This window comes from Oceanobacillus sp. CFH 90083 (genome assembly GCF_009389585.1).
GTDB lineage: Bacteria > Bacillota > Bacilli > Bacillales > Amphibacillaceae > Oceanobacillus.
This window is the reverse complement of sequence record NZ_VIYG01000003.1, coordinates 353,414-367,087: the sequence shown is the minus strand read 5'-3', so window position 1 is coordinate 367,087 and position 13,674 is coordinate 353,414. Positions and strand designations below refer to the sequence as shown.

At 40.5% G+C, this 13,674-nt stretch carries 9 protein-coding genes and 1 pseudogene; 3 read left to right on the top strand and 7 right to left on the bottom strand.

Going from position 1 to position 13,674, the window contains the following annotated elements:
* Nucleotides 1-5: 5 nt before the first annotated feature.
* The 6 genes from glgD to FLK20_RS06605 all read right to left on the bottom strand — a co-directional run bounded on the left by glgD (nucleotide 6) and on the right by FLK20_RS06605 (nucleotide 8,510).
* The gene (gene glgD / locus FLK20_RS06630; protein ID WP_152655754.1) at nucleotides 6-1,178 is read right to left on the bottom strand and encodes a glucose-1-phosphate adenylyltransferase subunit GlgD; all 1,173 of its coding nucleotides are present in this window, start codon (nucleotides 1,176-1,178) and stop codon (nucleotides 6-8) included.
* Complete coding sequence (locus FLK20_RS06625) at nucleotides 1,168-2,310, bottom strand: glucose-1-phosphate adenylyltransferase (protein ID WP_152655753.1); 1,143 nt, start codon at nucleotides 2,308-2,310, stop codon at nucleotides 1,168-1,170. Before FLK20_RS06625 ends, glgD begins: the two co-directional genes overlap by 11 nt.
* Nucleotides 2,311-2,458: 148 nt before the next feature.
* Entirely contained in the window at nucleotides 2,459-4,387 is a 1,929-nt protein-coding gene (glgB, locus tag FLK20_RS06620) for a 1,4-alpha-glucan branching protein GlgB (protein ID WP_152655752.1), read from the bottom strand.
* Nucleotides 4,388-4,417: 30 nt separating this feature from the next.
* Nucleotides 4,418-6,151, bottom strand: coding sequence for a phospho-sugar mutase (locus FLK20_RS06615; protein ID WP_152655751.1), 1,734 nt, complete (start codon nucleotides 6,149-6,151; stop codon nucleotides 4,418-4,420).
* A gap of 741 nt (nucleotides 6,152-6,892) precedes the next feature.
* Nucleotides 6,893-8,089 carry an MFS transporter gene (locus tag FLK20_RS06610; RefSeq protein WP_152655750.1) on the bottom strand — a complete coding sequence of 399 codons (1,197 nt, stop codon included), beginning with the start codon at nucleotides 8,087-8,089 and terminating at the stop codon, nucleotides 6,893-6,895.
* Nucleotides 8,079-8,510, bottom strand: coding sequence for a MarR family winged helix-turn-helix transcriptional regulator (locus FLK20_RS06605; protein ID WP_152655749.1), 432 nt, complete (start codon nucleotides 8,508-8,510; stop codon nucleotides 8,079-8,081). Before FLK20_RS06605 ends, FLK20_RS06610 begins: the two co-directional genes overlap by 11 nt.
* A 197-nt stretch (nucleotides 8,511-8,707) precedes the next feature.
* Between FLK20_RS06605 and FLK20_RS06600 the strand changes: the two genes are divergently transcribed.
* Together FLK20_RS06600 and FLK20_RS06595 are read left to right on the top strand one after the other, a co-directional pair.
* Nucleotides 8,708-9,928 carry an amidohydrolase gene (locus FLK20_RS06600; protein WP_152655823.1) on the top strand — a complete coding sequence of 407 codons (1,221 nt, stop codon included), beginning with the start codon at nucleotides 8,708-8,710 and terminating at the stop codon, nucleotides 9,926-9,928.
* A gap of 59 nt (nucleotides 9,929-9,987) precedes the next feature.
* Nucleotides 9,988-11,207, top strand: a pseudogene (locus FLK20_RS06595) (amidohydrolase).
* Nucleotides 11,208-11,411: 204 nt separating this feature from the next.
* On the opposite strand, the gene mmuM reads toward FLK20_RS06595, so the two are convergent.
* On the bottom strand, nucleotides 11,412-12,353 hold the full coding sequence (mmuM, locus tag FLK20_RS06590) for a homocysteine S-methyltransferase (RefSeq protein WP_152655748.1): 942 nt from the start codon (nucleotides 12,351-12,353) through the stop codon (nucleotides 11,412-11,414).
* 139 nt (nucleotides 12,354-12,492) lie between these two features.
* On the opposite strand from mmuM, the gene gpmA reads away from it, so the two are divergent.
* Nucleotides 12,493-13,188, top strand: a complete 696-nt coding sequence (gpmA, locus tag FLK20_RS06585) for a 2,3-diphosphoglycerate-dependent phosphoglycerate mutase (RefSeq protein WP_152655747.1) — start codon at nucleotides 12,493-12,495, stop codon at nucleotides 13,186-13,188.
* The last annotated feature ends 486 nt before the right edge of the window (nucleotides 13,189-13,674 follow it).

Below are 13,674 nucleotides of genomic sequence, written 5' to 3'. Positions count from 1 at the left end.
TCCTCCTATCTCTCTACATCACTGACTACTACTTCATTTGCGAGGATATCACCGGTCACATGCTGATATTTTTCAATAACAATTGGATTTTCTCTTGTTCCAATTATTTGTACGCCTGGATCTACAACAACTTCTTTATCCAGAATAGCATTTTGCACCTTAGCTCCTGCACATATTTTTGCATTTGGCATAATGATCGAATCAATTACTTCTGTTCCTTTATCTAACACTGTTCCGCGAGAAATAGAGGAGCCTTCTACTTTGCCTTCAATAATGCAGCCTGTTGCAAATTGGCTGTTATTTACTTCCGATGAATCAGAATAATAGGTTGGAACTTCATTCTTTAATTTGGTATATACCTTTTGATTCGAATAGAGCAGCGAACTGAATTTTTGCTGGTTCAGCATATCTAGTGATGCATTATAGAATGAATTAATATCAAAAATATTACTTAAATAACCCGTATATTCATAGGTAGAGCTTTTTACCGTGTGAATTTTCTTACGCAGAAAATCTTGGATATCCGCTGGGGTTCCTTCCTGCTGACCTGCTTTTAATTCCTGAATCAGCCAATCTGTCTGAACGATATAAATATCCATACAGAGATTTTCCTGATCTGCTGTCTGCACATGCTCCATATATGGGCGTACTTCCGTAATTTGACCATTATCTGTCAAGGATAATACGGCATCCGTTTGGCATATTTTTTCAGAATCAACCTTTTTATAAACAACAGTCATTTCGTTATTTTGCTGCTGGTGAATTTTTAAAACGGCACGCAAGTCAATATTACAAATCATTTTACTGCTCATATAAACCGTATACTCTGATTTTGATTTTTCAAGATAATCAATTAATGGACGATAATAGTTTTGATTATGCGCTTTTAACTTCAAAAAGTCTTGGTAAAGGTGGATAAAGAAACGGTTATGCACACCATCCAGATTCCATTCTTTTCCTCCACCAATATGGTCGAATACGGATTGTGTCTCGCCTTCATTAAAAATCATATACACGGTATTTATATTGGCATTCACAATACTGGAAAGCGGGAAATCAATCAATCTGTATTTACAAGCAAATGGCAATGTTGCTAACGGCCTTCCACTTGTTAATGGAAGTAAAGCGTTATAGCGTTGAATATTCCCTAAAACGGCACAAAGTTTATTAGTCCTCATCCATCGTCACTCCAATCACTTCAGAATAGCCTACTACTCCAACCTCTTCGGTTCCATCAATGACCGTATTGTCACCAACAACGGCATCTTCCCCCACTATTGCCCGGTGGATGGTTACGTTCTTACCGATGCTTGCTCCCGGCATAATAAAACTATCCGTAATTTTCGAGCCTTCTTTTACCTGTACATCATTGGAAAGAATACTATTTTCAATATGACCTGCAACATAGCACCCATCAACAATTAATGAATCTGTCACGGAAGCGGCGTCCGTTAAAAAGTTTGGCGGTGAAATCGTATTTCTGGAATATACACGCCATGATTTATCACGGATGTTCAGGCTCATCTCCGGATTAATAAATTCCATATTTGCTTCCCAAAGTGAATCAATCGTTCCAACATCCTTCCAGTAACCATCAAAGCGGTATACAAACACATTCTCGCCGCCTTCTAAATAAGAAGGAATAACATGTTTACCAAAATCCAGCATATGGTCATCTTTGGAATAGCTGCTTAACAGTACCTCACGCAGTCTGCTCCAATTAAAGATATAGATTCCCATTGACGCCAGATTACTCTTTGGATTCTCAGGTTTTTCTTCAAATTCAATAATCCGGTCATTCTCATCCGTATTCATGATACCAAAGCGGGAGGCTTCTTTTTCAGGAACTTCCAGTACAGCAACTGTTAAAGAAGCATCATTAGCTTTGTGCGTCTCCAGCATCTCCTCGTAATCCATCTTATAAATATGGTCTCCGGATAATACAAGTAAATATTCAGGATTCATTTCATCGATATAAGCGATATTCTGGTAAATCGCATGCGCTGTCCCTTCAAACCATTTACCACCCTCTGAACCGGCGTAAGGCTGAAGAATTGTCACACCGGAGTTAATTCCATCCAGTCCCCAGCTTGTCCCATTATCAACATGGTTATTTAATGCCAATGGCTGATACTGTGTCACCACACCCACATTTTTTATCCCGGAATTGGCACAGTTACTCAAAGTGAAATCAATAATACGATATCTTCCTCCAAAAGGAACGGCTGGTTTGGCAATATTTTTGGTCAGTTTCCCTAATCGCGATCCCTTACCCCCTGCAAGAATCATTGCTAGCATCTCATTTTTCATATACGCGGTGAAAGCAGCCTTTCACCTGTCCCCCTTTCGATTACACACTCTAAATACATAGTAAAAAGTGAAGCTTGGAATTTATGGAATATCTTTTTAAAGGATATACAAAACATCCAGTAAAAATGATATTTTCCAGTTAGAAAAATTACTTGGCAGATAGACGCTTTCTTGGTATTTTGATCTTCTCGGGTTGTAAAATCAACGCCCCCAGTGCCGGTACTACTGTTTTAATGCGATAAGGATATTCCTTAAAAGGAGCATCCTCTGTCAATTGGTCAGGGTTATGATCTTTCCATGTCCCTCCAAATTCTTGCATTTCTGTATTCCATATTTCTTTATAGCTTCCCTGATAAGGAACACCAATATGAAAATCCCTGCGTTCTACAGGTGTCATATTTAAAACAATAATCAGAAAATCTTTTTTCTTCTTACTTTTCCGAATAAAACTGAGGACAGAGTCATTACGATTATCTGCATCTATAATCGAAATCGTGTCATAGCTCTCTTCAAGCTCCCATAATGCCGGCTGCTCTTTATAAAAAGCATTCAAGCGGGAGGTGAAATGCTGCATGCTTTTATTCCATGCATCGTCTAGATCGCGCCATTCCAAGCCTTCATCATACTTCCACTCTAAGAACTGCCCCCACTCACCACCCATAAATAACAGCTTTTTTCCAGGATGTGTCATCATATACGTATACAAATTACGCAATTGTGCAAATTGCTTATACCGGTCTCCCCACATCTTATGCATCAGACTCTTCTTCCCATGCACAACCTCATCATGAGAGAGCGGCAGAATAAAGTTTTCCTGCATCATATACATAAACGAAAAGGTAATTAAGTTAAAATGATCCTTCCGAAAAGCCGGATCCATCTCATAAAATTTAAGCACATCGTTCATCCAGCCCATGTTCCATTTATAATCAAAGCCAAGTGCCCCTGTCTCTACTACCCCTGTAATCTGCGTATCAGACGAGCTCTCCTCGGCAATCATAATGACTTCCGGATGTGCCAGCTTAACAACCGCATTTAGTTTTTGCAGGAAATAATATCCTTCAAAGTTCCGATTTCCACCTTCATGATTTGGCTTCCAAGGTCCATCATCATAGTCTAAATAAAGCATACTGGAAACTGCATCGACACGAATGCCATCAATATGATACATTTCCAGCCAAAACAGTGCACTGGAGATAAGAAATGATTGTACCTCCGGCTTACCTAAATCAAAATTGACAGAGCCCCAGCGGACATTCGCTGCCCGGTCTGGATCTTCATATTCAAATTGAGGTGTGCCATCATATCTTGGAAGAGCATCATCATTAATGCAGCAGTGTCCAGGAACCCAATCCACAAACACACCTATATTATTTTTATGACATTCCTCCACAAAATCCTGAAATTCCTCCGGCTTACCGTAATAAGAGCTTAAAGCGAAATAACCTATCAGCTGATATCCCCATGATGCTCCCAGAGGATGCTCCATTAACGGCATAAATTCAATATGGGTATATCCCATTTCCTTTACATAAGGAATTAATTCTTCTTGTAAATCCGCAAAGGAATACGGTGTTCCATCTTCGTGATGCTTCCAGGAGCTGGCATGTACCTCATAGATATTTATAGGACGCTTAAAGAAATTAGAACGCCTCTTTCTTCCGTACCATAAGCCATCCTTCCATTTTTTCTCCGGGACATGATGAATCACAGCTGCATTATCCGGCCGTTTCTCAAATGCAAATGCAAAAGGGTCTATTTTATAAACTTCTCTGCCATCCGCCTGGCGTACCTTATATTTATACAAATCATTTTCTGAAGGCTTGCTGGTAAATACTTCCCAATAGCCATATGCTTCATTTTTTTGCATTGGCAGAGATTCATCCCAATCATTAAAGGTACCGACCAGCCATATTTGCTGTGCATTAGGAGCCCAGACGCGGAAGACAAAGCCTGTCTCCCCGTCCCGTACTTCCTGGTGATATCCGAAAATATGCTGACTATAAAAGTTTTCCCCTGTGTGAAACCTTTTTATGGCATCTTCTATTTCTAATTCTAAATACTCATTTGTTTGCATTTCTTCACTCACCACCTATTGAAGCTATTTTCAGCTGGTTACATTCGTTATTTCAGAAATAGCTGTTGAAAAAGATTCGATTTTTTCCACTGCTGCTTCTTCCCTTTCCGCTTTGACACCGATATAAAACTTGATTTTAGGCTCTGTCCCGGAAGGACGTGCAGCTATCCAGCTCTCATCTTCCAGAAAGTATTTCAATACGTCTGACGGAGGTGTGTCCAGTGCTGTCACCGATCCATCTGCATGCACTTTTTCCTGTAATTTATAGTCCTCTGTACTGACAACCTTTACTCCTCCAAAAGATGCCGGTGATTCATCACGAAGCTGTTTCATTAAAGAAGCTATTTTTGCTGATCCTTCTAAACCGCTCATTGTAATGGAAATTGTTTTTTCCTGATAATAGCCATATTCAGCAAAAATATCCTGTAATGCGTCATATAGATTTTCACCTTTTTGCTTATAGAAGGTTGCTACTTCCGCAATCAGCACAAGTGCCTGAATCGCGTCTTTATCTCTGACGAATGGTTTCACAAGATAACCGTAGCTCTCTTCAAAACCAAACATAAAGGTCTGTGAGCCATCTTCCTGATACGCTTGAATTTTTTCAGCGATAAATTTAAAGCCTGTAAGTACATTCACCATTTTGGTTTGATATTTTTCAGCAATTGCTGTAGAGAGTTCACTGGAAACAATCGACTTTAAAGCGACTGCATTATCCGGCAGTGTATCCGCATCCTTGCGCGCTTTTAAAATATAATCCAGCATTAAGGCTCCGATTTGATTCCCGCTTAATACTTTATATGTCCCATCCGGAAGCTTCACTGCAACACCCAGACGATCCGCATCCGGGTCTGTTGCCACCAGCAAATCCGCCCCCTCTTTTTCCCCTAAAGAAATAGCATATTCAAACGCGGAATGCTCTTCCGGATTAGGAGATTTAACCGTAGTGAAATCAGGATCAGCAACACTCTGCTCAGGAACAAGGGAAAAACCTTTAAAGCCAGCCTGCTCCAATGCTTTTTCTCCAAGCATCTTCCCGGCACCATGCAGCGGTGTAAAAACCAGCTTTAAATCTTTGCCCTCTCGGGAGATGAGCTCTCTATTAATTGTTACAGTATCTATTTCTCGCAAATAAGCATCATCTACTTCTTTGCCAATAATGGTCAAAAGTCCTTTTTCTTTTGCTTCTTCTTCAGTTACTACATCTATTTGCAGCGGATTCTCTACAGAACGGACATACGCTGTTAAAGCATCCGCATCTTTCGGCGGCATTTGTCCCCCGCTCTCTCCATATATTTTGTAACCATTATAATTTGCAGGATTATGTGATGCAGTAATCATAATTCCGGTAAATGTATTTAAATGTCTGACTGCAAAAGATAGCTCCGGTGTCGGACGCAGTGATTCAAATACATAGGATGGGATTCCATGGCTCGCAAGTGTTTTTGCTGCTTCTAATGCAAACTCAGGAGACTTATGTCTGGAATCATAGGCAATAGCCACACCTCTTGATTTATTCTCCTCTGACTGACTTTCCATAAACCGGGCGAGACCTTCTGTAGCTTGTCTCACTGTATAAATGTTCATTCGATTGATTCCCGGCCCTAATATTCCACGCATACCGGCAGTTCCAAATTCTAAAGGGTGTGAGAAAGCATCTTCCAATTCTGTTTCATTGTTTAAGAGACTTTCCAGTTCTGTTCTTAGTTCTCTATCCAGAGCTTCCTCATTCTTCCATTGTTCGTAGATGTTTTGATATGACATAAACATTCCCCCTTCAACTTTAAAAACCATATACTATCCCACTGCCAATTAGAATGAACGCCGCCTCTTTATTAACAAATAAAAATTGGTATAAAAAAACATCGCTGTAACCCATCATTATATATTGTATATATATGGAATGGTTCCTATGTTATTAATGGATAACACGTCTGCGATGTTTATGTTTAGATAATTAATATTTTCTTGAAATCTGACCTGCTATGTTTTAGCCAGCTGTAGTATGAATGTTTCATTCCCCGGATAAATAACTGAATTTTCTAAAATCTATTTTTAAAAACAAAGTTCCCATACAACTAAAAAGTATTCATTCTTATATAGCAGTAAGAAGGTTACTTGAGTTCATTATACTATAAAACCTTACATAATTATACAATGAATTTAAGAAAAAAGGGTAAAGTTCATATTTTTATCATAACTATTTAGAATCATCTTACTTTTATTATTTCATTCGATACTCCTCGACTTTTTATTGCATATTTTCTACAAACTTTTACAATGCCGTTAAAAGATTTTTCGCCAAAATCTCCGGTTGACAAATTAGATATAATTATGATTTTAGGCGGCTGTCTCAAAAAATCTTTACTGCCTGTTGCGAAAATCACTTTCATTCTCAGATATCCAATCATTGACTTTTATGCTGACTACATTTTTTTAACAAAAAACCTTCATTCCGTGGAGAAATAGAATCTCTTTTCAGAATGAAGGCTCATTTTTTTATTTTCATGCCGCTGCTTGCGCTTGAGCGGTGGAAGCTCTCCTACCGTGTAAAATCGTATATAATCCTGCTGTTGCCAGAACTGCGACACCTAAAACGATATAAAGTGTGCTGTATCCTATGACTGGAGCAATAAAACCAAGCAAATACGGACCGAAGCCTAATCCTCCGTCCAGGAAGATAAAGAAGGTCGATGTAGCCAGACCCATACGGTGCGCTGGTGTCAGCTTCACTGCAATAGCCTGTGTACAGGATTGCATATTCCCAAAGCCAAGACCGATAAAAACACCGGCTAACAATAAAGTGAACCCGCTATGTGCAAAGCCTAAAACAATCATACCGATTGTAAATAGGACAAATGCGGGGTACATAACAATATTCGAACCTTTTAGATCCATTAAACGACCGGTAAACGGACGTGACAGCAATACAGCTATCGAATAAACAAGGAAGAATACACTTGCTGTATTTACAAGATCAAGCTGTATTGCATGAAAATTGAGGAAGGACAGCACACTGGAATAGCATAATGCCAATATAAGTGTAATGACTGCAATCGGCACAGCTTTAGGTTCTACAAATTGAGAGATATGGAATCCTTTGACTTCTCTTTCTCCCTCTGTGTCCTTAACAATCGGCATTCTCACAAAAAAGACGATAAAAAAGCTAATCACAGCTATTGTCAGGCAGAGACCGAATATCCCCTCCATACTGGTATGCTGACTCATATACAGCCCTACAAATGGCCCCAACGCAGTAGATAGGGTAGCACTCATACTATAATAGCCGATGCCCTCACCCTTCCGCTCAGCCGGAATGATTTGAGCTACAATTGTACCAGTTGCTGTACTTGCAAAACCAAGACCGATACCATGAATAAACCGGTTAAATAGTAAAAAACCGATTCCCAAGTTAAAGAAATATAAAGAGGTAGCTAAAATAAATATAATAACGCCAATAAACAATGTTGTTTTCAAACCAACTTTATTAATATACCGGCCGATAAACAGGCGTCCAACTAACGCCCCGACAATAAATATCCCGACTACTAAGCCGGACTGGCTTGCAGATGCATTAAATTCCTCTGCTGTATATACGCCCATCACAACAACAAGCAGATAGAAAACAAGTGTTAATAAAAAATTAACTGCAGACACAATAATAAAATCTTTTGTCCATAGCTTCGAATGACTACTCACCATAAAACCCTTCTTTACTTTGAATATTATCTTGAATCTTCATTAAAAATTGAAAAGCAGCCTGCTGCTCTTCTTCTGTTAATCCTTTGGAAACGCCATGCTCTAATGTGGTTATCTCTTTTCTGCACACCTGATATACACGCTTTCCTTCAGAGGTCAGCCCGATAATTTTTTCTCTGCGATTGGTACTGGGAACTTCTTTAATTAAACCGTAATCCTGCAGGCGATGAACCCGTCTCGTAATACTTGGTTTTTCTACTTGATAATAATTGGAAATGTCAACAAGTGTGGACGTCCCTTTATCCTCCAGATAGACGATAACCTGCCATAGAGAATAAGAAAGCTGATATTTTTCCAGAAGCTCATTTAATTGCTTCATTAAGAGTCGATGAATACTGATATACTGCCGAAATAACCCTTCCATTTGGCTCCCCCTAAATATTAACCAGAGTAACTATTAACCTAGGTAACTATATAACTTATTTTTCTACTTGTCAAGACCCGATTTATATGAAAACGCCAACAGGAAAGGAATCGATTCTCTTCTTCTTTGTAAATGCTTATGATACCATAAAAAAAGATATTTTTTAATTCAAAAAGAAGGAGAAGCTTTCATTGAATATCAATACTTACTGGCTGACAAATACGACGCTGGAAACCGGTTATCAGCAGCAGCATGGAATCATTTCCAGAACACATACAAATACATTTCATATTCGAGTTGAAAATGGAAAAATAACAAAAATCTTGCCGGCTCAAGAACTGATTACATCTGATCTACCAACATACAATGCTAAACAATACTTGATGCTCCCATCATTCAGAGATATGCATATCCATCTTGATAAAACATATTATGGCGGAAAGTGGAAAGCTCCCTCTATTCCTGTAAACGGCATTTGGACAAGACTGCAGGAAGAGGAGAGGCTGATCCCGGAATTACAGCCGCAAGCAACAGACAGAGCGAAACGTTTAATTGATTTGCTTCTGTCAGCGGGAACCACACATATTCGTTCTCACTGTAATGTGGGACCAATAGAAGGATTAACGAATTTAGAAGCACTTTTGCGTGCTTCAGAGGATTACCAAGATAAAGCCTTTGTAGAAATGGTTGCTTTTCCGCAGCAAGGACTTCTTAGAAGCAATGCAGTCAGCTTTATCCGGGATGCCTTGCGCAATGGCGCCAGCTATGTCGGCGGTGTTGATCCTGCCAGCATTGACGGCGATGCGGAAAAATCCTTACAAACCATCATGGAGCTGGCTGTAGAAGGAAATGCGAATGTCGATATCCATCTGCATGAGCCTGGCCAGCTTGGCATTTTTACCATGAAAAGATTGGCAGAGCTGACAGAGGAAGCCGGCCTGCAGGGAAGAGTAACACTCAGCCACGCATTTGCACTGGCAGATATTCATGGAAATAAGCTTGACGAAATAGCCGAAATGCTGGCCCGGCAAAGCATCTCTATCGCCTCCTCTGTTTCTTTATCAAAAACGATACCGATTCCTTTTCTGGATAAAAAAGGTGTTGAGGTATTCTTAGGTGATGACAGTATTACCGATCATTGGTCACCATTTGGAAAAGGAGACAGTTTAGAAAAAGCGGGCCTGCTTGCAGAACGTTTCGGCTTAAGTGATGAACGTGCTCTTGGCCAAACACTGCAATATATTACAGGCGGAATTACCCCTCTTGATAAAGCTGGTAAGCAGGTATGGCCAAAACAAGGAGATGCTGCCAATTTTGTTTTAGTAGACGCAAGCTGCTCTGCAGAAGCTGTAGCCAGAAGAGCACAAAGAAAAGCAGTGTTTTATCAGGGAAAGCAAATCACAGGCAGTTTATCATGATGTAATCGTCCGTAGAGAAGGAATATTTTTATTAATAAATTAGGAAGGAACTAAGCAGAATGGATACAAGACAGTGGATTAAAAATGTACAGCTGGAAAAAATTATAAAGAGGAGGATGGATATATTACCGGAACAGAAACGGAAACAGTCCATCTTCTTATAAAGAATGGGAAAATCGGGCAGATTGTTTCTGCTGATCAGGAAATTCCCAATAACGTTCCGTATAAAGACGCAAAAGGATTATTGGCCCTCCCTTCCTTCACCGAAAGACATTGTCATTTAGATAAAACTTTACTGGGTGATGCATGGCGGCCTGTTATTCCGACAAAGAGCATTTTTGAACGCTTTGAAGTGGAAAAAAAAGTGCTGCCTACATTAGCAACAACAACTCAAGAACGAGCAGAAAAATTGTTGGACATCTATTCTCACGCCAGTGCTACAAAAGTCCGGACACATGTTGACCTGTATCCAGAAGTAGGATTGAAAAATTTGGATGAGGTAAAAAAAGCGCTGCACAGCTATGAAAACAGACTGGCTTCAGAAATAGTCGCTTTTCCGCAGCATGGATTACTTCGCTCTGATTCAAAACACCTTGTGAAAGAAGCACTTAAACAAGGAGCCGGCTATGTAGGGGGTGTTGACCCTGCAAATGTTGATGGAGATATCGAAGCCTCCCTGCAAACGATGGTTGAGCTGGCTGTGGGAGCCGGAGCCAGTATTGATTTGCATTTACATGACGCAGACCACTTGGGAACCTTTACCATGAAGCGGTTAGCAGAACTGACCATAGAAGCTGGCTTACAAGGGAAAGTAGCTGTCAGTCATGCCTTTGGCCTTGGCGATGTTTCTCTGAAGCAGGCAGAGGAGTTAGCAGAACTTCTGTCTGAAGCTGGTGTCGGTATTATTAGCAGTGTTCCTAATAACCGGAAATTCCCTCCGCTGGAACTGTTAAAGAATAAAGGCGTCGAGGTAGCAGTCGGCTGTGATAATATCTTTGATGTCTGGTCTCCTTTTGGCAATGGAGATATTTTAGAACGATTGGGCCGATTAGCAGAAATATACCGTTGGGTAGATCAATCTTCACTGACACAGTCCCTAAGCTACATTACCGGTGGGAAAACAACATTAACGAAAGCCGGAAAACAGGCATGGCCGAAAGTTGGCGATGAGGCCAATATTGTATTTGTTAATGCTTCTTGTTCCGCAGAAGCTGTTGCACGACGCTCCAAACGGGCAGCAACGATGTTTAAAGGCGATATAGCTGCTGGTGAATTGTAATCATACCCATGGGTAAATAGCATAACAAAAGAGACATAACATCAAAGGAAAATGTATCTTCTCCTTTAATGCTGTGTCTCTTTTTGAATAGCTTTCTTTAAAGCTCCTGATGTCAAAACTGTTTTAGCGGGATGCCAATCTACTTCTTAAATACCTGACTGAAATATTTATATGTACGAAGCCGACCTTTTTCTACTGCTTCGATTACCTTTCCCTAAGTACCCTGCTGATTCCTCGAATATCCTCCGGGCCTGTCCGGCAGCAGCCCCCAATAATTCCCGCTCCTTTTTCAGCCCAATCCGCCGCAGCTGTATCCACATGAACACTATTATCGCCGGACCAGGTTTTTGTCTCTGGATCATAGTGTTCACCGGAGTTCGGATAAATGATAATCGGCTTTTGTGTATAGGCCTTTAATTCTTGCACAGCATCACTGACAAATGCTGTTGTGACACAATTGACACCTACAGCAGCAATCTGACTGTATGAATTTAAAAGCTCCGCACATGCTTTTAATTCTGTTCCTTCACTAATGTGTACAGCATCCTTCAGCGTAAATGTCATCCATGCTGGTATACCAGGAAATTCTTTTAGCAAATTGCAGACAACTCGTGCTTCCTGGAGAGATGGAATCGTTTCAACTGCTAATAAATCTGCGCCGGCTTCAACTAACGCCTCCATGCGTGGTCTGTGAAAAGCATATAAAAGCTGATCACTTACTCCATAATTGCCAATATACTCTGAACCGTCAGCAAGATAAGCTCCATACGGCCCGACAGATCCGGCAACTAGCGGATAAGGTCGAGCCGATTCCATTTTTTCCTGCCAGTAATCCTCCCGGGCTTCCTGAGCCAGTTCCACTGTTTTTTTGATTAATACTCTCGCTTCCTTTTCACTGATACCACGCTTTTTAAATCCCTCTATACTGGCTTGATAGCTTGCAGTAATAGCAATGTCGGCACCAGCCTTAAAATAAGCATAATGAACCTTCCTGATTTTTTCAGGTTCATCCAGCAAAACACGAGCCGACCATAATGGATCATCCAGATTACAACCCAGCTTTTCTAATTCCGTTGCCAATGCTCCGTCCAGAATCAGGGTTTCAAATTGATTCAGTAATGACGCAACTGGATTTCTTTTTGTCATTCTCTGCAACCTCCATTCCCATGTACATACTAGCTTACCGTATTTTCTTATGCTTGCAAATACATACCTTCCGTGGATGTGTAAATCCTATTCAGTAAGGGTATTAATATTATATCAATCAATAAGTGAGGGACTATATATGAAGCTTGTACTGATTAGACATGGACAAAGTGAATGGAATTTGGCCAATTTTTTTACCGGCTGGACCGATGTAGATTTAACAGAGCATGGTGCTGCGGATGCAAAGCATGCAGGACAAGCATTGAAGCAGCATGGCTTCCACTTTGATATCGCTTATACCTCTTATTTAAAAAGAGCCATTAAAACACTCCATTATGTATTGGAAGAAACCGACAGTTTATGGGTTCCGGTTCATAAATCCTGGAGGCTGAATGAAAGACATTACGGCGCCCTGCAGGGATTAAACAAACAGGAAGTTGCTGAAAAGTATGGAGACGAGCAGGTGCATATCTGGCGTCGGAGCTTTGATACGGCTCCTCCGCTTTTGGAAAAAGAAGATGAGCGCTATCCAGGACATGAAGCAAAGTATAAAACATTACGTGAGGAGGAAATCCCTCTCGGAGAAAGCCTGGAAACAACCATTGAACGTGTTATACCTTATTGGGAGGAAGAAATAAAGCCAGCCATAAAAGCCGGTCAACATGTTATCGTCGCAGCACATGGAAACAGCTTGCGGGGTCTAATGAAATACCTTGAAAAGATCAGCGCGGAGGACATCGTAAATGTTTCCATTCCAACAGGGGTTCCGCTTGTTTACGAGCTAAATGACAATGTAGAGCCTATTTCAAAATATTTCATTGATCAGGAGGAATAAATAAAAAACATTCATTCAGCAGAGAGGAAGCTTCTGCTGAATGAATGTTTTTTACGACAATCTTCGTGCACTGGTATCTGGTCCAATGTAAATATTACGTCTCCCTCTGCCCGTTTGAATCGTGACGACATTTGGGTACGGCTCCGCTAAAATAGTATAGGTTAAGCCGCCAAAAGCTGCTGGAGTAAGCTTCCAATCGCTATTTTTCTTTACTGGTATCACATCTAACGGATACGTACGCCATGTGGACGCAGATGCCGGCAAATGAACACGTTTTGGTGATGAACTGGAAGAAGATTTACTTGAAGCTCTGCCAGATCTGATTGCATGTAATAGCCGTGTATTCTGCACAGCTGTGCCCGTATAATTGGGAATACCGTAAGAGTTTGCTAGTCTGGCACGATTTGCAAAGCTGGAATCCTCGCCAATAGATTTCAAATAATCTACAATGGAATGCATCCGGTTTTTAGTTGCTGATGGTTTTTC